This is a genomic window from Janthinobacterium sp. SUN137 (assembly GCF_030587265.1).
In the GTDB taxonomy this organism is placed as follows: Bacteria; Pseudomonadota; Gammaproteobacteria; order Burkholderiales; family Burkholderiaceae_D; genus Janthinobacterium; species Janthinobacterium kumbetense.
Genome location: NZ_JAPWHZ010000003.1, coordinates 1,136,472 through 1,161,891, shown reverse-complemented (window position 1 = coordinate 1,161,891; position 25,420 = coordinate 1,136,472). Strand labels below are relative to the sequence as shown.

Sequence of the window (25,420 nt, the reverse complement as noted above, 5' to 3'; positions counted from 1 at the left end):
TTTGCGCGTAATTTTTTTCACATAAATAAGCCTTGATTGCGAATGATTCTCATTTATAATTAACTTCAAGATTCCCCCACCACCAGCCAGCCCATGCCAGCCAGTGTTCGCCTTGAAAGGAGACACCGTGACGAGCATGCCCCCTATTTGCAACACCGAGCTGGTCGCCAGCGAATTTGCCCGCCTGCGCCGCGAGAAAAAAGCCCGCCACCGCGACATCGCCGAGGAACTGGCCATTTCCGAAGGCGAGTTGATCGCCGCGCATGCCGGCTTGTCGCTGGCCGATGGCGCCTTGCTGGGCGCCGAGCGCCTGCAGGCCGACTGGCCCGCCATCATCGCCGCGCTGGAACCGCTGGGCGAAGTCATGGCGCTGACGCGCAACGCTTCGTGCGTGCATGAAAAGACGGGTGTCTATCGAAAAGCCAGTCACAACAACCACGTGGGCCTGGTGCTCGGTGGCGACATCGATTTGCGCGTGTTTTACCGCCAGTGGGCGCATGGCTTTGCCGTGCGCGAGGTGAGCGAAAAAGGGGGCGGGAAGGAAGTGCAGCGCAGCCTGCAATTTTTCGATGCTGCCGGCCATGCCGTGCACAAGATTTTCATGAAGCCGCAAAGCGACCTGGCCGCCTACGACGCGCTGGTAGCGCATTTTGCCGACGCGGACCAGGCGGCAGGCATCGCCGTGACGGCGCCGGCTGCGCCGCCGGCCGAACTGCCCGACGCGCAGGTCGACGTGGCCGGCTTTCGCGCCGCCTGGGCCGATTTGCGCGACACGCATGAATTTTTCACCCTGCTGAAAAAATATTCGGTCTCGCGCCTGCAGGGCCTGCGCCTGGCCGAGGCGCGCTTCGTGCAGCAGCTCGACAAATCCTGCGTGCTCGACCTGCTCAACAGCGCCGCCCTCGAAAAAGTCGCCATCATGGCCTTCGTCGGCAATGCGGGCATGATCCAGATCCATTCGGGGCCCGTGCACAAGATCGCCGTGATGGGGCCGTGGATCAATGTCCTCGATGCGCGCTTCAACCTGCATTTGCGCGAAGACCATATCGCCAGCGCCTGGGTGGTCAAAAAGCCCACGGTCGACGGGCTGGTGACGTCGGTGGAACTGTTCGACGCCAAGGGCGACACCATCGTCATGTTCTTCGGCGAACGCAAGCCGGGCGTGCATGAACTGTGCGAATGGCGCAACGTCGTCGAGCGCGTGCTGCAGGAGGGCGAACTATGCGCCGCATGATCGCCGCCAGCGTGGCGCGCCGCATCGCGCTGAAAAAAATGGGGGCGGGAGCCCTGGCCCTGGCCGCGCCGATGCAGGTGCTGGCGGCCGTCAGCGACGCGGGCAAGCCGCTTGTCAAGGCGCGGCGTATCGTCAGCGTGGGCGGCGCCCTGACGGAAATCGTCTACGCGCTCGAGGCGCAGGGCGAACTGGTGGGCGTCGATACCACTTCGCTGTATCCGGCCGTGGCGCAGCAGCTGCCGCAGGTCGGTTATGCGCGCACCTTGTCGGCCGAGGGCGTGCTGTCGCTGGCGCCCACGCAGCTGATCGCCACCGAAGAGGCGGGGCCGCAAACGGTGCTGCGCCAGGTGCGCGACGCGGGCGTGCCGGTGGCGGTACTGAATGCGAATAACAGATTCGAAGGCTTGCTCGAACGGGTAAAACAGGTGGGCCAGATCACGGGACGCGCCGACCCCGCCGCGCGCCTGGCGCAAGCCTTGCAACAGCAGTGGGATGGCGTCCTGGGCAAGGTGCGCCAGCGCAGCCAATCACCGGTACAATCAGCGGTGCGCGTGCTGTTCATCCTCGCCCATGCGCCGAACCAGGTGATGGTGGGCGGGCGCGAGACGGGCGCCGACGCCATGCTGGCGTATGCGGGCGCCGTCAACGTGATGGGCGGGCAGGGCGGATTTGCCGGCTACAAGCCGCTCACGCCGGAAGCCGTGATCGCCGCGCGGCCCGACCTGGTGCTCGTCACGGACCAGGGCTTGAAGGCCTCGGGTGGCGTGGACGGCATCTTGAAACTGCCAGGGCTGGCGCAGACGCCGGCCGGGCGCAAGCACCGCATCGTCTCGCTGGAAGCCATGCTGCTGCTGGGCTTTGGCCCGCGCATGCCGCAGGCGCTGGCCGAACTCGATGCAGCGTTTGCCAAAGCCATGGCCGCATGAACGTGGCCTCCCTGGCCTCCGTCGCTCCCTGGCGCTGGCCGCGCTGGGGCGCTGGCGGGCTGCTGGCCGCCGCCCTGGCGTGCGGCTTGCTCATCGCCGTGCAGGCGGGCGCCGTGCCGGTGGCGCTGGCCGACTGGCTCGCGCCCTTGCAGGCTGGCGATGAGGCGCTGTCCGGCGGCGCGTATGTACTGTGGCATATCCGCCTGCCGCGGGCCCTGTTTGCCATACTGATCGGCGCCGCGCTGGCGCTGGCCGGCGGCTTGACGCAAGGGCTGTTCCGCAATCCGCTGGCCGATCCGGGCCTGCTGGGCGTGAGCAGCGGCGCCGCCTGCGCGGGCGCGGCCACCATCGTCTTTGCCGCCAGCCTGCACGTGGCGCCCGAGCTGCGCGTGTGGCTGCTGCCGGCCGCCGCGTTCTCGGGCGCCATGCTCATTTGCGTGCTGCTCGACCGGGTCGCCCGCTGGGCCACGCCCGGCTCCATCGTCGGCCTGCTGCTGACGGGCGTGGCGCTGAACGCCATCACGGTGGCCGTCATGGGCCTGTGCATCTACCTGGCCAGCGACGACCAGCTGCGCACTCTGACTTTCTGGACATTGGGCTCGCTGTCGGCCGGCAGCTGGCGCCAGGTGGCGGCCTTGCTGGTGGTGCTGGCCGGCGCGCTGTGGGCCACGCGCTTCCTGATGCGCTCATTGAATGCGCTGGCGCTGGGCGAGGCGCAGGCCCTGCACGTGGGCATCGACGTGGGCCGGCTGCGCACGCAGGTGATCGTGCTGGTGGCCGTGCTGACGGGCTTTGCCGTCGCCTGGTGCGGCGGGATCGGCTTCATCGGCCTGATCGCGCCGCACCTGGTGCGCACTTGGCTGGGCGCCGACCAGCGCAAGGTATTGCCGCTGGCGATGCTGATGGGCGGCTTGCTGCTGCTGTTGGCCGACACCCTGGCGCGCACGGTGGCCATTCCGGCGGAAGTCCCCGTCGGCATTTTCACGGCCTTGCTGGGTGGGCCATTTTTCCTGATGCTGTTGCGGCGCTTCCGCCACGGCACCGCCTGAAAGGATGCGCATGACGCCCCTGCTGGAACTCTCCTTCGCCACCACGCAACTGGGCCAGCAGTATTTCGGCCCCTTCAATCTGCAGGTAGCGCCGGGTGAGCGCATCGCCATCCTCGGCCCCAGCGGCGCGGGCAAGTCGACCCTGCTCAAACTGATGGCGCGCGAACTGCATCCGCAGGCGGGCCAGGTGGCGTTCGCGGGCCGGCCGCTGGCGCAGTGGCCGCTGGCCGAACTGGCTCGGCGACGCGCCGTCCTGCCGCAAGGCTCGAACGTGGCGTTCGGACTGCAGTGCGAGCTGGTGATCGGCCTGGGGCGGGTGGCGCGCCTGGTCGACCCGCAATTGGGGCAGATCGTGCAGGACGCGGCCGCCCTGGCGCACGCCGCGCATTTGCTGGGGCGCCGCCTGGACACCCTGTCCGGCGGCGAGCAGGCGCGGGTGCAGCTGGCGCGCATCTTTGCGCAGATGTGGGATGTACACGATGGCTTGATACTCGTCGACGAACCGCTGGCGGCGCTCGATCCCGGCCTGCAGTTTGATTTGCTCGACAGCCTGCAGCAGTTTTGCGCCGCGCGCGGCCACGCCGTCGTCGCCATCCTGCACGACATCAATCACGCCTTGCTGGGCTTCGAGCGCCTGCTGCTGGTGCGTTCGGGGCAGCTGGTCGCCGATATCGCCAGCGATGCCGGCGCCGTGCCCGCCCTGGCCGCGCTGTACGGCATCGCCCTGACGACGGCGACCAGCAGCGATGGCGACGTGTGCGTCATCCCTGCCAGAAGCGCCGTGCGCAGGGCCGCCTGAGCGACTTACTCACTTACTCACTGAATCAATTCGTCACCACACATCCGTCGTGCGCGGCCGCGCCATCTGGCCGCTGCCCAGCAGCCACACCATCAGCGCATCGGCCTGTTCGCGCGTGGCCGCCACCTCCTGCAGGATGCCGAACGCCTTCATGGCGCCAGCCGCCATCGCCTGCAGGCGCGCGCGCTGTTGCGCGTCCGCCTCGACCGACACCAGGCCCCGGCACAGGGCGGCCAGCGCTGCCTTGTTGTGCTTGAGCCACAGGCCGCGCCGCTTGCGGTCGATGTGCGCTTCATCGCCGCGTTCCTCTTCGAACAGCATGACGAACGGTTCGCCATGGCGCAGCAGGGCGTCCATGTCGTTTTCCCACAGCGGGGCATAGCCGGTGACGGCCGTTTCGGGGCGAAAGCGCACGACGGGAAAATCGCTGACGTCGTGGATGGAGAAATGTGCGGGATTCGGTTTCATGGCGTGCTTCCTTGCGAGGTGGTTGAAAATGCCTGCCAGCCGCCGCCCAGCGCCTTGTAGACCTGGACCAGCGACAGCGAAGCGGTGGCGCGGCTGTCGACCAGCGCCGCTTCGTTGTTCAACAGCGTGTTTTGCACATGCAGCACGTTGATCAGGTCCGTGCCGCCCTGGCGGTACTGCAGTTCCGCGCTGGCCAGCGCCCGGCGTCCCTGTTTGACAGCTTCGTCGAGGCTGGCCTGGCGGCGGGCGTTGGCCTGGTAGCCAGATAGCGCGTCTTCCACCTCGTGCCAGGCGGCCAGCACCGTCTGGCGGTAGGCGATGGCCGCTTCCTGCTGCTGCGCTTCGCGCAATTGCAGCTTGCCGCGCAGGCGGCCGCCATCGAACAGGGGTACGCTGAAGCCGGGGCCGAAGGCAAAGCGCTTGGAGTCCCAGCCGATGTCGGACAGCTGCATCGCCTGCAGGCCGACGCTGCCCGACAAGGTGATGCGCGGATAAAAGTCGCCTTGCGCGACGCCGATGCTGGCCGTGGCCGCGTGCAGCTGCGCTTCGGCGCGGCGGATGTCGGGACGCCGCTCGGCCAGGCTGCTCGGCACGCCCAGCTGCACCTGCAGGGCCACGGCCGGAATGTCCTTGCCCGCCGCCAGTTCCGCCTGCAAGGCTTGCGGCGGCAGCGCCAGCAAGAGGGCGAGGGCATTGCCCAGGCGCGCTTCGCGCTGCTGCAGCGGCGGCAGGCGCGCTTCGATGGTGGCCACGTGGGCCGCCGCCTCGGCCTCGTCGAGTTGCGTCGCCGCGCCTTCGCGCAGGCGGATGCGCGTCAGGTCCAGGGTATGGCGGGCGATATCGAGCAGTTGCTGCGTGATGGTCAGGGTCTGCTGCGCGCCGCGCAACTCGATGTAGTCCCGCGCCGTTTCGGCCAGCACGGCCAGCAGCACGCCGCGCTGCGTTTCCACGGCCACGTCGACGCGCGCGTCGGCCGCTTCCACTTCGCGCCGCACGCGGCCCCACAAGTCCAGCTCCCAGGCCGCATCGAGATTGCCTTGCCACAGGCTGTAGGCGGACTGGCCGTTGTGGCGGGACGGGTCGCTCAAGCCTTGTTCGCTGTTGCGCGCGCGGCCATAGCTGCCATTCGCGCCCAGGGACGGGCCTTGCGCGGCGCCGGCCACGCCGCGCGCGGCGCGGCTCTGTTCCAGGCGGCTGCCTGCCGCCAGCACGTCGAGGTTGGCGCCGGCGGCGCGCTGCAGCAGGGAAGACAGGGTGGCGTCGCCAAAGCTGTCCCACCAGCGCTGTTCGATGGCGCCATCCAGGCTGGCGGCGAAACGGGCATCTTCCGCCTGGCGCCATTGCTGTCCCAAGTCGTTGCGCGGGCGCTGGAAGTCGCTGCCGACGCTGCCGCAGCCGGCCAGGCCAAGGGCCGTGAAGAGTATCAGTGCTTTCATCGCGCGCTCACCTGTTGCAGCTGTGGACGGCGCATGGCCGTATCGATGCGCACTTCGGCCGACATGCCCACGCGCAGGCGGGCGTCGCCATCCTGGCCGGGATCGAGCGCGATCCTGACGGGAATGCGCTGCACTACCTTGGTGAAGTTGCCGGTGGCGTTTTCCGGCGCGATGGCGGCGAACGTGACGCCCGTGGCGGGCGCGATGCTGTGCACCGTGCCGCGCAGGAGCATGCCCGGATAGGCATCGACGGCGATGCTGGCGCGCTGGCCCTGCCGCACGTGGGTCAGCTGGGTTTCCTGCAGGTTGGCGACGACGAAGCTGCGGTTCAATGGCACCACGGCCATCAGGCTGGCGCCAGGAGCCACCAGGGCGCCGACGCGCACGGCGCGGCGTCCGACGATGCCGTCGATGGGGGCGCGCAGCTGCGTATGCGACAGATCAAGTTCGGCCCGTTGCAGGCTGGCGCGGGCGCGCAGCAGGGCCGCTTCGGCCGCGCCTTGCTGCGCCTGCAGAATGTCCGTCTGCTTGCGGGTGGAGACGAGGGCGGCGCGGTTTTGCGCCAGGCGCGCGCGGCTCACGTCGAAGCGCGATTGCGCCTGTTGCGCATTCTGCACGCTGCCCGCGCCCTGGCTGGCCAGGTGCTGCGAGCGGGCCAGCTCCTGCTGCGCCAGTTTGTCTTCCGCCTGGTTGGCGTCGACCAGGGTCGTGGCTTGCTCGATCACCGATTGCTGGCGCTGCAGGGTGGCGCGGGCATAGTCCAGCTGCGCCTCGGCGCCGGCTACTTCGGCGCGGGCCGAGGAGGCGGCGGCCTGGTAGTCGCGGTCGTCGATGCGCGCCAGCAGCTGACCCGCCTTGACAGTCTGGTTGTCTTCCACCAGCACTTCCCGCACGATGCCGCCCACCTTGGGGGAAAGCACGGTGTAGTCGGCGCTGACGAAGGCGTCGTCGGTGGCTTGTTCGTCGCCACGGGCGAACAGCAGGTGCCAGGCGCAAAAGGCGAGGGCGCAGGCCAGCAAGGCCAGGCCGAGAAGAAATGCGCGTGAGCGCAGTATGGGTGTTTGCATGGTGAAGCTCTTTCGTAACAATGGAAATCAGGCTGCGCGCGGCGGATAGACGCGCGTCGGCAGGATGGGAATGATCAGGATCATGGCCAGCGCAATGGCGGCGACAATGAGGTACAGGTCGGACGAGGTCAGGGTGACGACTTGCGCATGCATGCGCGCACCCAGGCCCGCCACGTCCACGCCGGTCGGCAGGTTGCCCAGGCGTTCGCTGAGCACCGTCGAATGAAAGTGGTTGCGGCGCGTGATCAGCGCATCGAGCACGCCGGTGGCGACGACGGCCGACATGCCCTTGATGGTGTTGAACCAGGCGGAGGCGAAAGGACCATCCTGCGGCGCCAGGCCCGTCGTGGCCAGCAGCAGCAAGGGAATCACGGCCATCGGTTGCGCAAAGATCTGCACCGCCTGCAGCAGGTAGAAATGCGTGCGGATCCAGTCCGGTGACATGCGCGCGCCGAGCACGCAGGACAGGGCCAGCAGGGCCAGGCCGATGGCCAGCACCCAGCGGCAGTCGACGGCGCGGATATTGCACAGGGCAGCCACGAGCGGCAGGGCGATCAATTGCGGCAGCGCCACCATCAGCATCACGGGCGCCGTTTGCAGCGGACGGTAGGCGTGCACCTGCGCCAGGTAGGACGAGGGAATCAGGATCACGGCCAGCAGCACGAACAGCACGCCGCCCAGGGTCAGCAGGGCGTGGCTGAGGTTGCGCCGTGACAGCAGCTGCAGCTTGAAAAACGGCAGCGGATGCGACCATTCGTTGATGAAGAACAAGACGAGCAGCAGCAGGCCGCCGCCCAGCAGCACGCAGATCAGCGGCGAGGCGAACCACGCGAGGCGCTCGCCCTGCAGCAATCCCACCACCAGCATGCTGATGGCGGGCAAGCCCAGCAGCAGGCCGCGCCAGTCGAACTGGCGCAAGCGCTCCAGGCGCAGCGGGTCTTGCGGCAAGCCCCAGGACACCATCAGCAGGGCGACGATGCTGCCCGGGACGATTTGCCAGAACGCCCATTGCCAGCCCAGGTATTCCGTCCAGAAGGCGGCCAGCGGCGTGCCCAGGCTGGGACCGAAGGTGGCGCTCAGCGCATAGCCGCCCAGTCCATACAGCTTGATGTTCGGCGGCAGGAAGCGCAGCGCCACTGTCATCAGCATGGGCGGCAGGGCGCCGCCGGCCGCGCCCTGCACCACGCGCAGGAACATCAATACGGACAGGTTCGGCGCGAACGGACAGAGCACGCCGGCGGCCATGCAGACGAGGATGGCGGCGGCCGTCAGCCGGCGCAGCGAAAAGGTGACGGAGCACCACGGCGCGAACGCCATGGCCGATACCGAGGCGGCCGCATACAGGGCGACGAGCCAACTGGCGTCGTCGCGCGCGATGCCCATGGCGCCGCGGATGTCGGCCAGCGCGACCTTGGTGATGTTTTCATTCAGGCCGGACACCAGTACGGCCAGCAGCACGCCGGCCAGGCCCGTGGCCAGGCGCAGGCCAAAAACGGGGGGCGCGGGCGGTGAAGGGGGAGGCGGCGGCGTCGGGACGGCGCCGGGTAGCAGTACAGCGGACACAGGGAACTCCGTGGATGAGAATCAGTCCACGCAGTATAGGTAGCCGTTAATCTTGTGAAAATTGATAATTAATGAAGTCTGAATTGCGTCTGACGCAATGATTCAGGTGCCCGGCGGCGCGCTGCCGCACAGCTCCTTGATCATGCGGCGCAGCCAGCGGTGCGCATGGTCGTGGTCGAGGCGCGGGTGCCAGGCCTGGAAGACGTCCACGCTGTCGACGGGGATGGGCAGCTGGAAGGTGCGCAGCCTCAAGCCCAGGCGCTCGACGATGGCCAGCAGGGGCGTGGGCATCAGCGGCAGCAGCAGGCGCGAATCGGCCACGGCGAAGATGGCGGACTGGAAGTTGGGGCTGATCAGCGACACCCGGCGCATGTAGCCCCGCTCGGCCAGGGCCGTGTCGAAGGGGCCGCGCGCCAGGCCGCGCCGCGAGACGCTGATATGTTCGTATTCGGTAAAGCTGTCCAGGTTGACGGGGCCGTCGAAGATCGGGTGGTCGCTGCGGGCGATGCCGACAAAGCCGGTGGTAAACAGCTGCTGCAGCTTGATGTCGGGTGCAAAGGCGCGCCGCGCGCTGATGTACAGGTCGACGCGGCCCGCGTGCAGGGCGTCGTTTTCCGTGGCGCCGTCGCCTTCTGGCACGAAGCGCAACACCGTGTGCGGCGCATGGCTGGCCAGCAGGTCGCGCAGCTTGCCGCCGTAGGCGCCGACAAACACGTCGTTGGCGCACAGGCTGAAGGTGCGTTCCAGGGTGCGCAAGTCCACTTCGCGGCCGGACGTGAAGATGGCGTGCGCCTGCTCCACCACGCCGCGCACCTGTTCGCGCAATTCCAGCGCGCGCGGGGTGGGCGCCAGGCCGCGCCCGGAGCGCACGAAGACAGGGTCACCGATGGCGTCGCGGATGCGCGCCAGGGTGCGGCTCATGGCCGGCGCGCTCAAATTCATGCGCCGCGCCGCGGCCACGGCGCTGCCTTCCTCGAGCAGGATGTCGAGGGCGACGAGCAGGTTCAGGTCGGGGAGTTTCATGCGGCGATTATAGCCCGGGGGCCAACGTCGGCGCTGCGCCGGCAGGACGCCGGCGCATCAGGGGATGCTACTGCGGGATTACTCGGCTGCCGGCTCGGCGCCGCAGCATTTCTTGAACTTCTTGCCGCTGCCGCAAGGGCAGTCGTCGTTGCGGCCCACTTTCGGCTCTTCGCGCTTCATGGTTTGCACGGGGGCCTTGCGGCGGGGTACCCAGAAACGGTGGATGGCCGGCAGGTTCGCTTCCAGTTCCTGCGCCAGCTTGTGCGCCTTGACCGGGTCTTCCACCAGTTTCAGCTCTTCTTCCTTGATTTCGTCGGCGCCCAGCAGGTAGATCGGCTGCATCAGCTCGGCCACTTCGGAATCCCAGATCTCGTTCCACGAGCCAGGACGCAGTTCCATGCCGTCCCAGAAGCCCCAGCACCAGGCTTCGGCATCGATCAGGGTCTGGCCTTCGTAGTCGTGTTCGACGAACAGGGCTTCGAACTCCTTCGGCGCCACTTCAAACGTCACCAGCACTTCGTTCATGAAGCGCATGATCAGGTTGACGATGCGCTCTTCTTCCTTGCTGTTCTTGAATTTCGGCGCATCTTCGGCATCTTCGCCCCACACGCGCGGCAACCATTCGGCCGGCATGATCGGTTCCGGGCCGATGGCGACGGCAGTCAGATAGCCGTGCAGCATATCCATGGTCATCGCGTCTTCGGAGCAGCGCTCCGACAACAGGAATTGGTCTAATTCGTCGAATTCTTTTTCTGATAATGGCTGTTCGAGTTGCATGGCTTGCTCTTTGTATTGAATATAAGCCGCCAGTATACGCCTTGCGGCGCTTCATCACCGAAGTGTTTGCACCGGCGGCCCGCGCGCGCCTTACAATGTCGCTTATGCACAATGAAAACCAGCCGCACGAGGACGACCGGCCCGTCCATCCTTTTTCCGCCCTGAGCCCCGATTGCGTGCTCGACGCCCTCGACAGCGTGGGCTTGCGCGGCGATGGCCGTCTGCTGGCGCTGAACAGCTATGAAAACCGCGTCTACCAGGTCGGCATCGAAGACAGTGCCCCCCTGGTGGCCAAGTTTTACCGCCCCGCGCGCTGGAGCGATACGGCCATCCTGGAGGAGCACGCGTTCGTGTCCGAGCTGGTCGAGCGCGAAATCCAGGTAGTGCCGGCGCTGGAAATCAACGGCAGCACCCTGCACCAGTACCAGGGTTTCCGCTTTGCCGTCTTCCCCCGCCACGGCGGCCGCGCACCCGAGCTGGGCGACCCGGCGACCCTGGAATGGATAGGGCGCTTCATCGGCCGCATCCACGCCGTCGGCGCGCTGTCCACCTACAAGGAGCGGCCGGCGCTCGACCACCAGACGTTCGGCGTCGAGCCGCGCGAATTCTTGCTGGAAGGTAATTTCTTGCCGCCCGAATTACTGGCCGCGTATTCCAGCGTGGCGCAGCAGGCGCTCGACGGCGTCAAGCGCTGCTATGACCGCGCGGGCGACGTGGCCGTGCTGCGCACGCATGGCGATTGCCATGGCGGCAACGTGCTGTGGACGGATGCCGGCCCCCATTTCGTCGATTTCGACGACAGCCGCATGGGCCCGGCCATCCAGGACCTGTGGATGATGCTGTCGGGCGAGCGGGGCGACCAGGTGCGCCAGATGAGCGACATCCTGGCCGGTTACGAGGATTTTTGCGATTTCGACCCGCGCCAGCTGTACCTGGTCGAAGCGCTGCGCACCCTGCGCCTGATCCATTATTCGGCCTGGCTGGCGCGCCGTTGGGACGATCCCGCCTTCCCCGTCGCCTTCCCGTGGTTTAACACGCAGCGCTACTGGCAGGACCGTATCCTGGAACTCAGGGAGCAGGTTGCCTTGATGGATGAAGCGCCATTGTGGCCTGTGTGACCCTAAACGCGGGAAAAGGGCGGTAAACGCCCCTCTTCTTGCCGCGCTGATTTGTGCATGCCTGTTCGATAATGGTGGTAATAAATTCCCATAAGCAACGGAATTCACCCGAATAAGCGAGAAATCATGCAAGCACAGCAAAATCAGCGCCAGGCCGCCTCCCTCACCGTCGCGTATTCCGCAGACGACGAGTTCGACCAGGACAGCATGGTCTCGCTGCATGATTTCAAGGACCTGGAACGCAAGACCGAGGCGCCCGTGCCTGCTGCGCCAGTCGCCGCTGAGTTCCCTGCGCCCCAGCCGCCAGCCGAACCGGTAGCGGAAAACGACGCCAGGGCGCCCGCCGCCGAACGCCAGAAAATGGAATTGAAAGCCATCCACGAGGCGATTGCCCGCGTGGAAGCGGAAGCGAAGGCCACCTGCGCCGCCGAAAGCCGCGCGCTGGCCGAGGCGCGCGTGCGCTCGCTGGCCGAGGACCGCGCCGCCATCGACGCGGCCGCCGCCGCCGCCGCGCAGCAAAATGCGCAGGCGGCCGAAGAGGCGATTGCCGCCAACCGCGAACGTCTCGACACCATGCGCGCCGCCGCGCAAGCCAGCGTGGCCCGCCTGGAAGCCGTCAAGCAGGAAACGGCCGAATTGCGCGCCCGCGTGGAATCCGACAATGAAATCCGCCTGGCCGCCGAACAGCGTGCGCGCGCGGAACAGGAAAGCCGCTTGCGCGCCAGCGAGCAAGTGGCCGTGCAGTCGGAACTGGCCGAACAGGCCGCCCGCGCCGCCGAGGAATTGCAAGTGCAGACGGAGCAGGCGCGCCTGCAGGCCGTCGAGCGCGTCGCCGCCGTGCAGGCGGCCAAGGAAGAAATGGTGGGCATCGCCTCGGCCGACGCCAGAGTCGCCGTGCTGGCCCGCGAGCGCGAACGCCATGCGCACGGCGCGCGCCAGACGGCGCAGATGCTGGCCGAAGCGGAAAGCGAAGCGCTGGACTTGACGGTGCAGCGCGAGCGCGCCGACCAGATCGCGCTGGAATCGGCCTTCAACCGCGCCGCCGCCGAAGTGCGCGCCCTGGAAGAAGCGCGCGCGCTGGCGCACCTGGAGCAGGAACGCGAAGCCATCGCGCTGGCGCAGGCGGAATCGGAACGCCACGCGGCGCAATCCCTGCGTTTGCGCCTGCAGACAGAAAAGGAATTGCGCGACGCGGCCATCCACCGCGAGCGCCTGGAAATGGTCGCCGTGGCCAGCGCGCAGGCGCGCCGCGATGCCGACGTGCGCATCCTGGCCGCCACCGAGGCGCGCATCGAGGTGGACCGCCAGCTGCGCGCCGTGGCGCTGGCCCGCGTCACCGCCGAACAGGATGCGGAAATCGCCGGCCACGCCAAGCTGGAGGCGGAAACGGCCGCACTGGAACAGACCAAGGCACGCGAAGCGGCCGAGCAGGCAGCTGCCGTCGCGGCGGCCCGCGAACTGGAAGAACAGCAGCGCGCCGCCAGCCTGGCGCATGAGCGGGCCGAACTGGCGCGCCAGGCGGCGGAACTGGCCGCCAGCCGGAACGACGCCGAGCAGGCCGAGGTCGATGCTGGAAAAGCAACTTTAGCCGCGCAGGAACAGGCAGCGCAACTGGCGCAGGAAAAAGCCTTGCAGGCCGAGCAGCTGCTGCAGGCGGAACAGGAACGCCTGGCCGCCGAACAAGCCGCCATCGCGGCCTTGAAAGAAAAACTGGAAGCGGAAGCGCTGGCGTGCAACGCGGCGCAGGAACGCATCGCCGCCGAAGGCGCGCAAGCGGAACTGCTGCGCGGCCAACATGCGGCCGAACAGTCCTTGCAGGAAGCGGCGCAGAAGGAAGCCGACGCGATCCGCATCCTGATGGACCAGGCGCTGGTCGAAGGCGAGCAGAAAGCCGCCGCCGCGCAAGCCGTGCAGGCACAGGCGCGCCTGGCCGTGGAACTGGGGCAGGTGCACAGCGAGCGCGCCCGCGTGGAAGAAGACAAGGCGCAAGCCGCCGAAGCGCTGCTGGCGTCCGAGCGCGATTTCGTCGCGGCCGAACGCGAGTCGCTGGCGCTGATCGCGCAAAAACTGGTGCAGCAGCGCCAGACCAGCAGCGCCGAAGAGCGCGCCTCGCAAGCGATTGCCGGCCGCCTGGAAGCGGAAAAGCAGGCGACGGCGGCAGCCGACGCGCGCGCCGCGATGGAGCAGCAGGCGCTCGACGCCATGCGCCAGCGCGAGCAGCTGGAACTGGCCGCGCAGCAGGCCGCCAGCGAGAAGCTTGCCGCACAGCAAGCCTTGCTGGCCAGCGCCCAGGCCCACGCCGCCCTGCAGCGTAAGGCAGCCGAGACGACGCGCGCGATGGCCGAGGCCAAGCAGCAATTGCTGGAGATGGAAACGGCGCGCGCGCAGCAGCAGGAGCGCGAACTGGCCGCCCTGCGCGCCAGCCTGGAGCAGCCGCAAAGCGCGTTTTCCAGCTCCTTGAGCGCCGCCCGCGCGAAAGCCGAACAAGTCAGCTCGGCCAGCTTGACGCGCGAAGTGATCGAGCGCCTGACGCAGCCGAATGACGCGGGAGCCGTCTGGCGCTCACGTTGAAGGCCTGAAAACCCGATAACACCCGGGGTCGGACCTTAAGGTCCGACCCCAGTCCCAGGTTTGGGTTACGTCTGCATCTCGCTCAAAACTTCCGTCCCACCCCCACCAGCAGCACATCCGCATCGCGGTGGTAATCCGTCACCACCCGGTTCCACGCCACTTGCGCCACCCAGCGGCGGTTGACGTGGTAGCGGGCCACGGCCGACAGCAAGCCTGTCAGGCGCGTGCCGTGGCCCTGGCTGTCGCGCCCGTCCCACGCCACGTACGGACCGCCGCCCATGCCGAATTCCACCTTTTCATTGAGCGAGCGGATCAGCCACAGCTGGGCGGCCGCGCCGCGCCGGTGCGCCAGGTCGGTGTTGCCTTCATCGAGGGCGGTGACGGTCCAGTCCACGTATTTTCCCGCCGCGCGCCGGTATTCCAGGGTGAAGGGGCGCGAGGACTCGGAGCGCAGGCTGTTGACGATGGTGTGGCCTGTCGATAGGGTCAAGGTGTCGTCGTACGCCCAGTTCTGCAAGTGCAGCTTGGCGCCGGGCACGCCGTCATAGCGGTAGCCGGCGCCGATCAGCAGGTGCGTGGTGTTGTCCTTGCCGTCGGGTTTGATGCGGTTGAGCTGCGCTTGCGCATACCAGCGGTTGTCGAATTGCCAGCGCGCCTGCAGGCTGACGATGGAGCCCCAGCCGTGGTCATTGTCGAAGTTATGCAGGCCGTCGTCGGTCCTGGCCGTGTCGAAGAAGAAGTAGCGGCCCACGCCGGCCCCCAGCATCAGGCCTTGCTCCACTTTTTTCGTGCGCAGCCAGGCCTGGCCCGCCATGCCGTCGCGGTGATGGTCTTGCGGATGGCCCTCGTTGATGTAGGACAGGCTGACGGCATTGTAGTTGCCCACCGGCTGCGTGTAGCTGACGGCGGCCACAAAGGTGCGTTCACTGGTCGAGCTGACTTTCAGGGCGCCGGCCATGCCGGACAAGTCCTGTGCCTGGGCGGACAGGGGGTGCGAGGCGGCCAGCAGCGCCAGGGCGATGAATGGTATGCGCATGACGTTTCCAGTGACGGATGAATACACGCTAACGATCGGCTGGCGGAGCGACATGCGATGGCACAAGAATCTTGCACATTGACTACATTTGTAAACTGTTCAGCCAGAAATTGTCACAAGTGTACAAGAAAGTGGGATGTGTGAGGCGCCGGCCTGGTAAGGCTGGCCGGCGCGGGACTGCGAAATTACGGTATTACTGGCTCAATACGACTTTATCGGCAAAATATTCCGTCTCGCCGAAGCATTGCGTGGGCACGCCCTTGTGCTGGCTGTAGGTGACGAGGATGCGCTTGCCGGCCGCGGCCGTCAATTGCTTCGCCACTTCTTCATCGCGCACGCTGAACTGGAATTTTTCCGGGATGGTGCCCGGCAGCGCCGTCAGCAGCAATTCACCTTCCCATGTCTTGCAGATCCAGCCCCGCTTGGAGAACTTTTGCAGGTAGCCCGCCCGTTCGCCTTCCGAGTACGAGAAGCTGAGGGCCATCCACGTGTAGGCTGCCAGCAGCAGGAAGCCGGCCACGAGGAAGATGGCGAAGGCGAAGGTGACTTTTTTGGTCGTTGGGGTCATGTTGGGAGGTGAATTGTTTAATTGGAGAAAGAATTAATCTTTCCGTCCGGCTTTCCAGTTGAGACCAAAGTTGTAGCGCTCGTCCATCGCCTGGTGCGCCGTGATTTTACCTTGGCCGCCGAAGTATTCCACCAATTTTGTCACCTGCAGGTTGCCGCCGTGGTTTTCCAGCATGGCGATGGCGCACATGGCGTGCTGGCTGTCGCTGTCGAGGCGCACTTCCACGGTCGGCTGGCCGGGAATTTCGATCGTCACGACGCCATCCGTGGCGGCCCAGTTCGGCACGCCTTCGTAGATGAACGCGTACACGAGCACGCGCTTGATCTGGTCGAAATGGGTGCCGTTGATGAAGATGTTTTCGCCGCTGCTGACGCTGCCCGTGCGGTCGTCGCCTTCCAGGTGGATGTACGGCGGACGGTCGTATGCGCCCCAGCTGTTGCCCAGCGCCTGCACGGCGCTCTTGGCGCCGCCGCTCATTTCGAACAGGCAGCCGATGTCGAGGTCGATGCCGCCCGCACGGCCAGCCGGCTTGTTGAACAGCTTGCCGAGGAAGCCCGTGTCCAGTTTCGAGGTGGGCGCCTGGCCTTGCGACGCGTTCTGGTTCCAGTTCAGGTTGACGCGGATGCGGCCATAGCCGCCGCTGTCGCGCTTGTCGAGCGAAATCTTGTCGCCGCGCTTTTCCAGGCGGATCTTCGACAGCGAGATTTTATTCGCCGCCGGCGGGGCTGCCGGCGTGGGCACGGGAACGGGAGCCGGTGCCGGGGACGATTGCGCCGCCTCGCTGCCGCCGAAGTGCTTCAGCAGCGCCGCCAGGCCGCCCGCGAAACCCTGGCCCACGGCGCCGAAGCGCCAGCTGCCGTCGCGGCGATACAGTTCGCCGATGATGACGGCTTTCTCGTCCTGGAAGTCATTGCCCGTGAAGGCAAACGTGGCTGCCTGGCCCAGCGCCATGCTGGAATTGCCCAGCGCGCGCATGCTGCCCTGTTCCGTCGCCGCCGTGAAGACCAGCTTGTCGATCGAGGCAGGCAGGCGGGAAAGGTCGACCTGGAAGGTGGAGCGGGGGCCGTTCAGCTCCACCGTGATGGCGTTGTCCGGCGCGCTTTTCTGATTGAAGAACACCATGTAGCGGTCGTCCGACAGCTTGCCGGCCGCATCGACGCCGAAGCAGCTGACGTCCACTTCCATCGAACCCGATACGATATCGAGCGTGACGGCAAAGGGACCATTCAAGCCCAGGTCAGCCAGTTTGCCTTTTTGTCCGCGTGTGAAATTGGTCATGGTCGTGCAATCCCTTCGTCGCTTGAGAGTTGAGTCAATGAGGTAGTCGGTACGTGCGCCGGCGCCGTGTCGGCCGCGTGGCGGATGCCGAACAGGCGCGCCTGCTCGATGATGCGTTGCGCCCAGCTGCTGTGCGTGGCCACTTCGCACATCGATTCCTGCATGCGGAACACGGCCGGGCTGTCCGGATCGATGATGCGCAGCGCCAGTTCGATGTCCGACTGCGCCACCTGGTAGTGGCGTTCGATTTGCGGCACCTGGTCCGGGTGGATGGCCGTCTTGGCGATCATGCCGTGCGCCATGTCCTGCGCCACTTCCGCATCGAGCCAGCTGCCTTGCGACAGGTGCTCGAAGACGGGCGCCGTCAGCTGGAAGCCGTGCGGCTTGAAGATGGTCACCAGGCGGCCGATGACCTGTCCCAGCGGGGTTGAATAGATGGTGCCGCTGGTAGGGCGGCGCAGGCCCAGCAGGGCCAGCAGGTCGTTGCCGCCGATGCGCAGGGCCAGGATGCGGCGGCGCACTTCCGGCGCCGACAGGAGGAGGCGGAACTGCTTCATTTCCTCGTCGTCGAACACTTCCGCCGTTTCCAGGGTCGGCATCAGCAAATGGTGCGTGTGGCGCACCAGCTCGAAGTAGGCGGCGAAGTTGTGGCGCGTGGACTTGGGCAGCACGAAGCCGCTCAATTTGTCGGCGCCGGGCATGGACAGCACGCGCGCCAGCACTTCGAGATTACGCACGCGCACGAAGCGCAAGGTATCCGATTCGGCGCCCATGTTTTGCAGCGCCAGCGACAAATTGAACAGTGCGTAACTGAGGTCGCGTTCCGCGATGGCGTCTTCGGTGCAAAGTATGACCGAACGCAAATGGCTGAATTTGTCGCCATTGGCGATCGCCAGCAAATCCTTGTGCGTGGTCGGCACATACATGGAGGCGCCCAGCGCCGCCTTATGTTCGCTTTGCGGGTGTAGGGAGTTGTTATCCATCGACTGCGCTCCTGATAAGGGCGACCGCCTGGTAAGGCAGCGCCGGTTCTACTGTGACGGGTATGGCTTTTTCCTGCGCCAGAAGCAGCAAATGTGCCACGTCCGGCGCATTCGTGTCGCGCACGATCAGGCGCTCGGGCACGCGGCGCAGCAGCACGCGGGTCGCTTCTCCGATGCCTGGCTTGATCAGGTTGATGTCGCTGATGCCGTATTCCTGCTGCGCCGCGGCCATGTAGGCTTGCGAGCGGGCCGCCATGGCTGGCGCATCGCTCGCTTCGGCCAGCGGGATGCCGCTGCAGGCGGCAATCGCCATGGCGTCGGCCACGAGGCCGTCGGCGAAAGCGCGCGACTGGTCGTGCTGTTCGAACTGCGCGTAATACACGCAGCCGTGGAAGTCGTCCGGGCCGATGGCTTCATTCAACACGGAGCGACTGACCAGGCCCGAGACGGTGGCGTTCAGGATGCTCGACGGGATCAGGTAGTCGCTGGCCGAGGCGGCGCAGGCGGCCGTGCCTGCCAGGTCGGACAGCACGAACAGGCCGCCGTCGATCGCCGTGCCATGCGCCGCGTTGAAATCGTTGACCGTCTGGCGCAGTTCGCGCGAAATCACGCCCTTGCCCGTCCAGCCATCGACGAAGACGAGGGAGGCGTCACCATGGCCTTGCGCCAGGATGTGCTGCAAGGCTTTCGCATCGATGCCGCGGTCGCGGATGATGGAGACGGAATAGTGGCTGCATGCGCGCTGGAACACCTGGCGCAGCAAATGGCCCAGGATGACGCCCACGGGCGTGCCGGCGCGCGCCAGCGACACCAGCGTGACGGGCCCCGTGCGGCGCGCCGCGATCAGGGCCGCCAGGCGCAGGCAGTCGCGCGCCATCTGCAGGCGGTTGGCCGCAAATGCGCTCTGGAACAGGGCCAGGTAGGCGGGCGAGGGCAGGGATTCCGGCGACAGCATTTCGCTGTAATGGCGCTGGCCCGACTGGATCAGCCGCTCTTTTTCGGCCAGGTCGAGGATGGGTTCGAGCGCCATGGGCGTGAGCAGGAACTCCACGTCTTCCTGCCGGTAGCTGCCGCTGAAATGCTGCCTGGTCATAGTGCCGCCACCGTAAGTGCCGCCAGCTGGGTGCCGTTGGGGATGATGGCGTAGTCGCAGGCGGCCATGAAGCGGGCGTCCGAACGGCTGTCGCCCATGCCGAAGCTGACGATGGGGCCGTGTTCGGCTTCCAGTTCCGCGCGCAGGTAAGCCACGGCGCGCGCCTTGTTCAAGGTCTTCGGCAGCACGGCCAGGTTATTGCCGTTGCGGTGGATGAAGTAGTCGCTGCCTTCCGTGGCGATCCACTGCGCCAGCACCTGCTCTTCGATGTCGGCCAGGCGTTCGCCGCGCGCTTCATGGTCCTTGACGACGATATAGAACGGCGTGTTGTAGTCTTCGATCAGACGCGCGCGCGAGGGCATGCCCGTTTTGGCCTGGAAATCGTCGATGATGCGCATGGCGTCCCGCAGGCCGGGCAAGGCCGTCTGCATGTCGTCCTGCATCAGGGACAGCCAGCCCGCGTCGAGCGCGCCGCCCGGCTGCAGCACGATGCCGCCGTAATCGAGCACGCTGTAGCTGGTAAACGGCAGGTCGACCCGGCGGAAGGCGTCGCCATTTCTCGCCGTGGCGGGAATCAGGGTCATGCCGCTTTGCGCAAAGTCAAAGAAGGCGCGCTGACGCGCCGTCGTAAACGAGCAGGCGTCGCCATTTTTCAGATAGGCGGCTGGCTGCAGGTCGGTCTCGCCGGGGCATTTTTTCGGGGTCTGGAACAGTGTGTCGTCCAGATCAACAAACAGGAATTTCTTCAATTTTGGTCTCTGACTGAAAGTGGAACAGGCGGCCATTGAGCTGGCCGGCGAGTTGCATGAGGGCCGGGCTGGCCGGGGTTTCATGGCAGATGAAAACGTGCTGGTACTGGCCGGGCGCCACGTTGTACAGGTAATTGGCGATGCCTTCGCCGTAATTGTCGTCGCAGCGGACGATGTGGCCGACGGAACCCCACGACAGGATGGGGGAGCGCGTGGTCGATTGCACCACCACGTTCTTGCCCAGGCTTTCCAATTCGCGCGCGAGCAGGAACGATGGATGCATGAATTCGCCCGTGCCCAGCACCAGCACGGAGTCGCCGGCGCCGATTTCCTGCGCCAGCTGCACCGCCAGGCCTTGCGGCGGATTCAAGGCGCGTCCCACGCCGATGCGGCCGAACGCGGGGCTGGCGCCCCGTTCCGCATTCGCCTCGAAGCGCTGCGCGCTGGCCGCCACGGGTGCCGGCGCATCGCCTGCCTGGAATGCGTACTGGCCGGACAAGGCTGCGCTTATGCTGGTGGGCAGGCCGAAACGCTCACTCAAGCCCGCGTTGGCTGCCTGGCCCATGAAATTGGTGATCACCCCCAGGTGCAGTTTTTCCAGCTGCGGATAGCGCGCGCGGCACACTTGCACCAGGTTGGCGAAGGTGTTGCCGGTCGACGCTTCATCGTCGATCAGCACCAGGCTGCGCGCCGTGGAAAACAGGGCGCTGGCCGCGTCCGACAGGTGCAGGAACTGGCGCGGCGCGTGGCTGTGCGATTCCTCGAATTCGAAGAAGGGCACGCTGCCCACGCGGTAGCGCGAGCTGTGCAAGAACAGGGCCTTGCCATTCGGATTGGCGCGCAGCCACGCCTCGAACACGCCCTGGCCCAGGCCGACGGCCGTTTCCGCCATGGCGATGAAGACCACGGGGCCGGGCAGGCTGGGAGGAATCTGCGCGGCCAGGTCGTCGTGGATGGCTTCCATGGCGCGCGGCGTGACGGGCCAGTGCTTGCCCAGCACCTTGGACAGGAATAAAAAGCCCCGCTTGGCGTTGGCGCGCGCGGCAAAGCCGATCAGCCAGTCCAGCGGAAAGCGCGCCTCGTCCACCTCCAGGGTCAGTTCGCCCGTGGGCATCTGTTTCTTGACGAGGTTCATGGCAGCTCCACGGCGTACGCGGCTTCGCCCACGCGCATGCCTTCCTGGATGGCGGGCACGGTGAGCTTGTCGTAGCCCTGGTCGAAACCGGCCAGCGCCAGATAGGGCAGGTTCGGGCCTGCCGCGCAGGCCATGCCGATGCCGCCCGACATGCGCGGGTTGATTTCCAGCAGCGCCAGGCCATTCGCGCCTTCGCGGAACTGGATGTTGAACACGCCATTCAGGCGGTAGTCGCGCGCCAGTTTGTCGCAGGCCGCCAGCAAGTCGGCGCGCAGCTCGATCAGCTGGCCGCTGCCGCCCCCGTGCAGCTTCTTGCGCGGCACGGCGCAAATGAGCTTGCCCTGGTCGGCGACGCAGTCGGCGCTGTATTCGTGGCCATCGAGGTATTCCATCAGCAGCAGGGTCTTGAACGTTTCCATCTGCGCCAGGCCGTTGCGCAGCTCTTGCGCATTGATCTGGTAGGCGGCGCCGGCCAGCAACAGCTGGGCGCTGGTGCGCTCTTCATCGAGAATGGCAAAGCCCAGGGCATACACGGATTCGGACGGCTTGATGCACAGCTTGCGGTGCAGCGGGCGCAGTTCGGCGCAGGCGGCGTCGTATTCGGCGATGTTTGTGACGGCGCGGTAGTCGGCCGGGCGCGCCATGGGCAGATCGAGGCCGTCGCAGAAGCGCGCCTTGTCATGCATCAGGGTCAAGGTCTCTTCGCTGGCCACGCTGAGCACGCGCGTGCCGATGGCGGCGAAGCGCGCGCTGGCGCTGCCGATCAGGCCTGCTTCCTTGCCGGGCCAGAAAATCGTGATGCCCCGGTCGCGGCAAAATTCCAGGCACCACGCGACATAATCGAGACCCGTGAGGCCGGACGGTTCGACCGCGTATTCGTGGGCCGCCAGGAAGGCGGCCGCGTGCGCGTTCGTATTGCTGCATACGAGGTGATAGCGGGGCGCACCGTTTGTCGCGGCCATATCGGCCTCGCGGATCAGGCGCATGGCCGTGCCGACGGAGGAAAATGTTTTGTTGAACCAGACTCTTTGCATGTACGGGGACCGGGTGGAAATAGGGGGAAGCCGCGCGCAGGTGCGCGCGCGGGGATTCTAAGCGGCCAGACTTAACCTGGCCTTATAGAGGAGGGGGAATCAGCCGGCTTTGCCGCTGGCCGTCCACTTCAGGAAGGCGTCGCGGTTGCGCGAGCAGATGAACACCTTGCCCGAGCCGGAAAAGCGCAGCACGATGCCTTCGCCGCTGGTCACGCTGTTGACGATATTGCCGAGGAAGCCGCCGATGCCGCCGCCGCTGGCGCCGCCGCCCGTGGTCACGGAAATCTCGTATTTCAGGCTATTGTCCCAGCACACGACGTGGGAATTGTCGATCACGACATCCTTGCCCGGCTCGACGTCGAGCTGGAACATGGAGCCGAAGCCCGACACCACCACTTGCCCCGTGCCGGCCGTCTCCATGACGAAGAAGCCGCCCGACTGGGCGAACAATGCGTTGCCGATGCTTTGCGTGCGCACCTTCATTTCCGTGCCCGAGGTGGCGGCGACAAAGGCGCCGTCGTTGAGCAGGTACTGGCGCGCGCCCACGTCGACCACTTCGATGGCGCCCGGCAGGGTGGGCGAGAGCAGGCAATCGCCGCTGCCGCGCACCGCTTCGATGTGCTGCTGGAAGAACGATTCGCCGTTGGCGAAGCGGCGCATGATGGCGCTGCCCAGGCCGCCCGTCATCTTGCCTTTCAAGTCCAGCGCCGTCTCCATCATCACCATCGCATCGGATTCGCAATAGATGGTTTCGCCCTGTTTCATGCTGACGTGGAGGAAAGGATCGACGTCGCCCGTGACACTAAATACTGGCATGATAAATCTCCAAAAAAAAAGCCGCCTGAACTGTGCAGGCGGCAGTAATGATATGACACTAGTCCAATTCATCGCAGAAAGCCAGGCAGGCTTTCTGCGTGTGAATTTTAGGCATTGACGCCGAACGAGCGGGCCAGTGGGCCCAGGCCGCCGTTGAAGCCCTGGCCGATGGCCTTGAACTTCCATTCGCCGTTGTAGCGGTAGATTTCGCCAAAGATCATCGCCGTTTCCGTCGAGCTGTCTTCGGACAGGTCGTAGCGGGCGATTTCTTTTTCGCCTTCCGCGTTCAGGCAGCGGATGAAGGCTTTCGAGACCATGCCGAAGTTCTGGCGGCGCGCGTCGGCGTCGTGAATGGTGACGGTGATGCTGATGCGGTCGATGTCGTTTGGCACGCGGGTCAGGTCGATTTCGATGCGCTCATCGTCGCCTTCGCCTTCGCCCGTCTGGTTGTCGCCCGTGTGGACGACGGAACCGTCGGTCGACTTCAGGTTGTTGTAGAAAATGAAGTCAGAGTCGCCACGGACTTTGCCGTCGCTTTTCAGGAGGAAAGCGCTACCGTCAAGGTCGAAGGTGGCGCCGTCCGTCGAACGAGGATCCCAGCCGAGGCCGACGATGATCTTCTTCAGGTTCGGTGCTTCCTTGCTCAGGTTGACGTTGCCGCCTTTTTGCAAACTGATTGCCATGTGGTGCTCCTTTTCAGTAATTAACTCAAAACGCCAATCAAAACCTACTGCGCGTCGTAATTTGCGGCCTGCGATGCTCACTGTACCTTCGTACAGTTGCGCTTCTCTGCCACAACTTCCTTCCGCTCGCTACGGTTTTGTCAGGCGTTGTTAGACATGCCTTCATGGGATGAGCGCAAGGCGCTCGTGCCATTACTCTCTCAATTGGGGGCGGAACCCCCGATTTCAAGCTTGTGCCGCGTGCCGTTTGCGATAACGCAAGGATGACCACAGCGAGACCAGGATGAAGGCCACGCCCGACAGGCCCGTGAACCACTCCGGAATATGGTACTTGACGGACGCCAGCATGATCAAGGCAAGGATGCCGATCGCATAGTGGGCGCCGTGCTCCAGGTAGACGAATTCGTCCAGCGTGCCCTTGTGCACCAGGTATACCGTCATCGAGCGCACGAACATGGCGCCGATGGCCAGGCCCAGCATGATGATGACGACGTCGTTGGTGATGGCGAACGCGCCGATCACGCCGTCAAAGCTGAACGAGGCGTCCAGCACTTCCAGGTACAGGAAGCCGCCGATGCTGCCGCGCGCCACGGTTTTTACCAGGTCGCCATTGCCGTTCCTGGCCGGCGCGGCGCTTTCTTCTGCGTCATCCTGCAAGTCCGGTTCGCCTTCTTCCAGCAAGCCGCTGATCCAGTTCACGCCGATGTAGACGGCGATGCCGACGATGCCCGACGCGAGCACGCTGTATTTTTGTTCCACGGGGCCCATCGCCACGCAGGCAGCCACGGCGCCCATGGTGATCAGCACGGCCAGGCTTTCGGTGCCCAGCGCGTTGACTTTTTCCTCGGCCCAGCCCAGCCAGTGCAATTCCTTCTCGTCGTCGAACAGGAAGTTCAGGAACACCAGCAGCAGGAAGGCGCCGCCGAAGGCCGCCACTTGCGCATGGTTGTCCGTCAGGTGCTTGGCGTACACATCGGGCGTCGTGGTGGCCATGGTCCATACGTCGACGAGGCCCAGGCCCGTGGCGACGGAAACGATGACCAATGGAAACAGCAGCCGCATGCCGAAGACGGCCACGAGGATACCTACCGTCAAGAACAGTTTTTGCCAGAATTCATTCCAGTGACGCAAGACCGAGGCATTCACCACCGCATTGTCGAACGACAGCGACACTTCCATGATGCCCAGCACGCCCGTGATCCACAGCGCCTGGATCAGGCCCGGCATGCCACTATGGCTGTAACCCCACCAGCCTGATACTGCCATCAGGATAAAAGTGACTAAAAAGGAAATTCTGAAATGCCGCATGAGTACCCCGTTGCAAATATGAAGACGTTTGATTATCCGCGCCGCTGTACGCGCCGCACTCGGTGTTGATATACGTCAATTGTTGTATATGCCATGATTTTATATTAGTTGCCGCCGGGGGCGGCGTTTTATAGGCCGACGGAAGACAGTTCTGCTGGCGCGGATGTTCTGCGATAATTGCGGCGCGCCTGTCTCCCCTGACGCACCCTATACATATATAAGAAGGAATACCCCGTGGATATCGCTTACCTCGTCACGCCCCTGATCACCTGGATCCTGGTCGGACCGATCAAATTCCTGATCAACAGTGTCCGCACGCGGCAATGGGCGTTCGGCCTGGTCGGCAATGGCGGCTTTCCCAGCAACCATAGCGCTGTCGTGTCCAGCATGGCGACCCTGATCGCCTTGCGCGAAGGCATCGGCCATCCCGCCTTCGGCGTGGCAGTGACCTTGGCTTTCATCGTCATCATCGACGCCAACAGCCTGCGCCAGCACGTGGGCAAGCAGGCGGCCGCCATCAACCGCCTGGCCAAGGAAGCGGCCAGCCCCGCGCATACCTGGTTGCGCGAGCGCATGGGCCATACCCTGGTGGAAATCGCCGGCGGCCTGTGCACGGGCGTGGCCATCGGTTTCCTGATTAACACCATTTTCGGCCGCTAAGTTCGCTTCCCCTGAAACGCAAAACCCCGCTTCAAGGCGGGGTTTT

General features: G+C 65.5%; 24 protein-coding genes. 7 read left to right on the top strand and 17 right to left on the bottom strand.

Annotated elements, in window-relative coordinates:
- Positions 1-136 precede the first annotated feature (136 nt).
- From O3298_RS20305 to O3298_RS20290, 4 genes are read left to right on the top strand one after another with little or no spacing between them, the layout of a single operon-like run.
- Entirely contained in the window at positions 137-1,234 is a 1,098-nt protein-coding gene (locus tag O3298_RS20305; protein ID WP_305060402.1) for a hemin-degrading factor, read from the top strand.
- On the top strand, positions 1,222-2,160 hold the full coding sequence (locus O3298_RS20300; RefSeq protein WP_305060376.1) for a hemin ABC transporter substrate-binding protein: 939 nt from the start codon (positions 1,222-1,224) through the stop codon (positions 2,158-2,160). The genes O3298_RS20305 and O3298_RS20300 overlap by 13 nt, the downstream gene beginning before the upstream one ends.
- The gene (locus O3298_RS20295; protein ID WP_305060375.1) at positions 2,157-3,209 is read left to right on the top strand and encodes an iron ABC transporter permease; all 1,053 of its coding nucleotides are present in this window, start codon (positions 2,157-2,159) and stop codon (positions 3,207-3,209) included. Before O3298_RS20300 ends, O3298_RS20295 begins: the two co-directional genes overlap by 4 nt.
- Before the next feature lie 10 nt (positions 3,210-3,219).
- Positions 3,220-4,008: an ATP-binding cassette domain-containing protein gene (locus tag O3298_RS20290; protein ID WP_305060374.1), complete on the top strand. Its 789-nt coding sequence runs from the start codon at positions 3,220-3,222 to the stop codon at positions 4,006-4,008.
- A 33-nt stretch (positions 4,009-4,041) separates the two neighbouring features.
- Here the strand turns inward: O3298_RS20290 and O3298_RS20285 are convergent, their stop codons facing one another.
- The 6 genes from O3298_RS20285 to O3298_RS20260 all read right to left on the bottom strand — a co-directional run bounded on the left by O3298_RS20285 (position 4,042) and on the right by O3298_RS20260 (position 10,342).
- Positions 4,042-4,476: a hypothetical protein gene (locus O3298_RS20285; protein WP_305060373.1), complete on the bottom strand. Its 435-nt coding sequence runs from the start codon at positions 4,474-4,476 to the stop codon at positions 4,042-4,044.
- On the bottom strand, positions 4,473-5,912 hold the full coding sequence (locus tag O3298_RS20280) for an efflux transporter outer membrane subunit (protein ID WP_305060372.1): 1,440 nt from the start codon (positions 5,910-5,912) through the stop codon (positions 4,473-4,475). Before O3298_RS20280 ends, O3298_RS20285 begins: the two co-directional genes overlap by 4 nt.
- Positions 5,909-6,979, bottom strand: a complete 1,071-nt coding sequence (locus O3298_RS20275) for an HlyD family secretion protein (protein WP_305060371.1) — start codon at positions 6,977-6,979, stop codon at positions 5,909-5,911. Before O3298_RS20275 ends, O3298_RS20280 begins: the two co-directional genes overlap by 4 nt.
- Positions 6,980-7,006: 27 nt before the next feature.
- Positions 7,007-8,542 (bottom strand): MFS transporter, encoded by a 1,536-nt coding sequence (locus O3298_RS20270; RefSeq protein WP_289918885.1) that lies wholly within the window; start codon positions 8,540-8,542, stop codon positions 7,007-7,009.
- Positions 8,543-8,644: 102 nt separating this feature from the next.
- Positions 8,645-9,565, bottom strand: a complete 921-nt coding sequence (locus O3298_RS20265) for a LysR family transcriptional regulator (protein WP_305060370.1) — start codon at positions 9,563-9,565, stop codon at positions 8,645-8,647.
- A gap of 78 nt (positions 9,566-9,643) precedes the next feature.
- On the bottom strand, positions 9,644-10,342 hold the full coding sequence (locus O3298_RS20260; RefSeq protein ID WP_034785080.1) for a UPF0149 family protein: 699 nt from the start codon (positions 10,340-10,342) through the stop codon (positions 9,644-9,646).
- Positions 10,343-10,446: 104 nt separating this feature from the next.
- On the opposite strand from O3298_RS20260, the gene O3298_RS20255 reads away from it, so the two are divergent.
- Both O3298_RS20255 and O3298_RS20250 read left to right on the top strand, forming a co-directional pair.
- Positions 10,447-11,460, top strand: coding sequence for a serine/threonine protein kinase (locus O3298_RS20255; RefSeq protein WP_305058067.1), 1,014 nt, complete (start codon positions 10,447-10,449; stop codon positions 11,458-11,460).
- Positions 11,461-11,586: 126 nt separating this feature from the next.
- Positions 11,587-14,031, top strand: coding sequence for a hypothetical protein (locus O3298_RS20250; RefSeq protein WP_305060369.1), 2,445 nt, complete (start codon positions 11,587-11,589; stop codon positions 14,029-14,031).
- 82 nt (positions 14,032-14,113) lie between these two features.
- Here the strand turns inward: O3298_RS20250 and O3298_RS20245 are convergent, their stop codons facing one another.
- The 11 genes from O3298_RS20245 to O3298_RS20195 form a co-directional block, all read right to left on the bottom strand.
- Positions 14,114-15,067 (bottom strand): hypothetical protein, encoded by a 954-nt coding sequence (locus O3298_RS20245; protein ID WP_305060368.1) that lies wholly within the window; start codon positions 15,065-15,067, stop codon positions 14,114-14,116.
- Positions 15,068-15,260: 193 nt separating this feature from the next.
- A complete protein-coding gene (locus O3298_RS20240) occupies positions 15,261-15,635 on the bottom strand; it encodes a hypothetical protein (RefSeq protein WP_046682297.1) in 375 nt (124 codons plus the stop codon).
- Between the two features lie 33 nt (positions 15,636-15,668).
- Positions 15,669-16,913 (bottom strand): TerD family protein, encoded by a 1,245-nt coding sequence (locus O3298_RS20235; protein WP_305060367.1) that lies wholly within the window; start codon positions 16,911-16,913, stop codon positions 15,669-15,671.
- Positions 16,910-17,896: an HpcH/HpaI aldolase/citrate lyase family protein gene (locus O3298_RS20230; RefSeq protein ID WP_251350925.1), complete on the bottom strand. Its 987-nt coding sequence runs from the start codon at positions 17,894-17,896 to the stop codon at positions 16,910-16,912. The genes O3298_RS20235 and O3298_RS20230 overlap by 4 nt, the downstream gene beginning before the upstream one ends.
- Complete coding sequence (locus O3298_RS20225) at positions 17,889-18,989, bottom strand: cysteine protease StiP family protein (RefSeq protein WP_305060366.1); 1,101 nt, start codon at positions 18,987-18,989, stop codon at positions 17,889-17,891. Before O3298_RS20225 ends, O3298_RS20230 begins: the two co-directional genes overlap by 8 nt.
- The gene (locus O3298_RS20220) at positions 18,986-19,738 is read right to left on the bottom strand and encodes an HAD family hydrolase (RefSeq protein ID WP_305060365.1); all 753 of its coding nucleotides are present in this window, start codon (positions 19,736-19,738) and stop codon (positions 18,986-18,988) included. The genes O3298_RS20225 and O3298_RS20220 overlap by 4 nt, the downstream gene beginning before the upstream one ends.
- A complete protein-coding gene (locus O3298_RS20215; protein WP_305060364.1) occupies positions 19,716-20,873 on the bottom strand; it encodes a phosphoribosyltransferase domain-containing protein in 1,158 nt (385 codons plus the stop codon). Before O3298_RS20215 ends, O3298_RS20220 begins: the two co-directional genes overlap by 23 nt.
- Positions 20,870-21,907: an ATP-grasp domain-containing protein gene (locus tag O3298_RS20210; RefSeq protein ID WP_305060363.1), complete on the bottom strand. Its 1,038-nt coding sequence runs from the start codon at positions 21,905-21,907 to the stop codon at positions 20,870-20,872. Before O3298_RS20210 ends, O3298_RS20215 begins: the two co-directional genes overlap by 4 nt.
- 99 nt (positions 21,908-22,006) lie before the next feature.
- Positions 22,007-22,723 (bottom strand): TIGR00266 family protein, encoded by a 717-nt coding sequence (locus O3298_RS20205; RefSeq protein WP_035826041.1) that lies wholly within the window; start codon positions 22,721-22,723, stop codon positions 22,007-22,009.
- A gap of 107 nt (positions 22,724-22,830) precedes the next feature.
- Positions 22,831-23,406, bottom strand: a complete 576-nt coding sequence (locus O3298_RS20200) for a TerD family protein (RefSeq protein ID WP_099664994.1) — start codon at positions 23,404-23,406, stop codon at positions 22,831-22,833.
- Between the two features lie 225 nt (positions 23,407-23,631).
- The gene (locus O3298_RS20195) at positions 23,632-24,714 is read right to left on the bottom strand and encodes a DUF475 domain-containing protein (protein WP_289912190.1); all 1,083 of its coding nucleotides are present in this window, start codon (positions 24,712-24,714) and stop codon (positions 23,632-23,634) included.
- Positions 24,715-24,948: 234 nt separating this feature from the next.
- Here O3298_RS20195 and O3298_RS20190 point away from each other — a divergent pair, with 234 nt between their 5' ends.
- Positions 24,949-25,374: a divergent PAP2 family protein gene (locus tag O3298_RS20190; protein ID WP_289918902.1), complete on the top strand. Its 426-nt coding sequence runs from the start codon at positions 24,949-24,951 to the stop codon at positions 25,372-25,374.
- Positions 25,375-25,420: the final 46 nt, after the last annotated feature.

Coding starts and splice junctions, on each gene's coding strand:
- O3298_RS20260 (WP_034785080.1), bottom strand. CDS start 10,342: ATGCAACTCGAACAGCCATTATCAGAAAAAGAATTCGACGAATTAGAC.
- O3298_RS20240 (WP_046682297.1), bottom strand. CDS start 15,635: ATGACCCCAACGACCAAAAAAGTCACCTTCGCCTTCGCCATCTTCCTC.
- O3298_RS20290 (WP_305060374.1), top strand. CDS start 3,220: ATGACGCCCCTGCTGGAACTCTCCTTCGCCACCACGCAACTGGGCCAG.
- O3298_RS20275 (WP_305060371.1), bottom strand. CDS start 6,979: ATGCAAACACCCATACTGCGCTCACGCGCATTTCTTCTCGGCCTGGCC.
- O3298_RS20200 (WP_099664994.1), bottom strand. CDS start 23,406: ATGGCAATCAGTTTGCAAAAAGGCGGCAACGTCAACCTGAGCAAGGAA.
- O3298_RS20215 (WP_305060364.1), bottom strand. CDS start 20,873: ATGAACCTCGTCAAGAAACAGATGCCCACGGGCGAACTGACCCTGGAG.
- O3298_RS20205 (WP_035826041.1), bottom strand. CDS start 22,723: ATGCCAGTATTTAGTGTCACGGGCGACGTCGATCCTTTCCTCCACGTC.
- O3298_RS20210 (WP_305060363.1), bottom strand. CDS start 21,907: ATGCAAAGAGTCTGGTTCAACAAAACATTTTCCTCCGTCGGCACGGCC.
- O3298_RS20195 (WP_289912190.1), bottom strand. CDS start 24,714: ATGCGGCATTTCAGAATTTCCTTTTTAGTCACTTTTATCCTGATGGCA.
- O3298_RS20285 (WP_305060373.1), bottom strand. CDS start 4,476: ATGAAACCGAATCCCGCACATTTCTCCATCCACGACGTCAGCGATTTT.
- O3298_RS20230 (WP_251350925.1), bottom strand. CDS start 17,896: ATGGATAACAACTCCCTACACCCGCAAAGCGAACATAAGGCGGCGCTG.
- O3298_RS20305 (WP_305060402.1), top strand. CDS start 137: ATGCCCCCTATTTGCAACACCGAGCTGGTCGCCAGCGAATTTGCCCGC.
- O3298_RS20280 (WP_305060372.1), bottom strand. CDS start 5,912: ATGAAAGCACTGATACTCTTCACGGCCCTTGGCCTGGCCGGCTGCGGC.
- O3298_RS20255 (WP_305058067.1), top strand. CDS start 10,447: ATGCACAATGAAAACCAGCCGCACGAGGACGACCGGCCCGTCCATCCT.
- O3298_RS20250 (WP_305060369.1), top strand. CDS start 11,587: ATGCAAGCACAGCAAAATCAGCGCCAGGCCGCCTCCCTCACCGTCGCG.
- O3298_RS20245 (WP_305060368.1), bottom strand. CDS start 15,067: ATGCGCATACCATTCATCGCCCTGGCGCTGCTGGCCGCCTCGCACCCC.
- O3298_RS20295 (WP_305060375.1), top strand. CDS start 2,157: ATGAACGTGGCCTCCCTGGCCTCCGTCGCTCCCTGGCGCTGGCCGCGC.
- O3298_RS20300 (WP_305060376.1), top strand. CDS start 1,222: ATGCGCCGCATGATCGCCGCCAGCGTGGCGCGCCGCATCGCGCTGAAA.
- O3298_RS20225 (WP_305060366.1), bottom strand. CDS start 18,989: ATGACCAGGCAGCATTTCAGCGGCAGCTACCGGCAGGAAGACGTGGAG.
- O3298_RS20235 (WP_305060367.1), bottom strand. CDS start 16,913: ATGACCAATTTCACACGCGGACAAAAAGGCAAACTGGCTGACCTGGGC.
- O3298_RS20265 (WP_305060370.1), bottom strand. CDS start 9,565: ATGAAACTCCCCGACCTGAACCTGCTCGTCGCCCTCGACATCCTGCTC.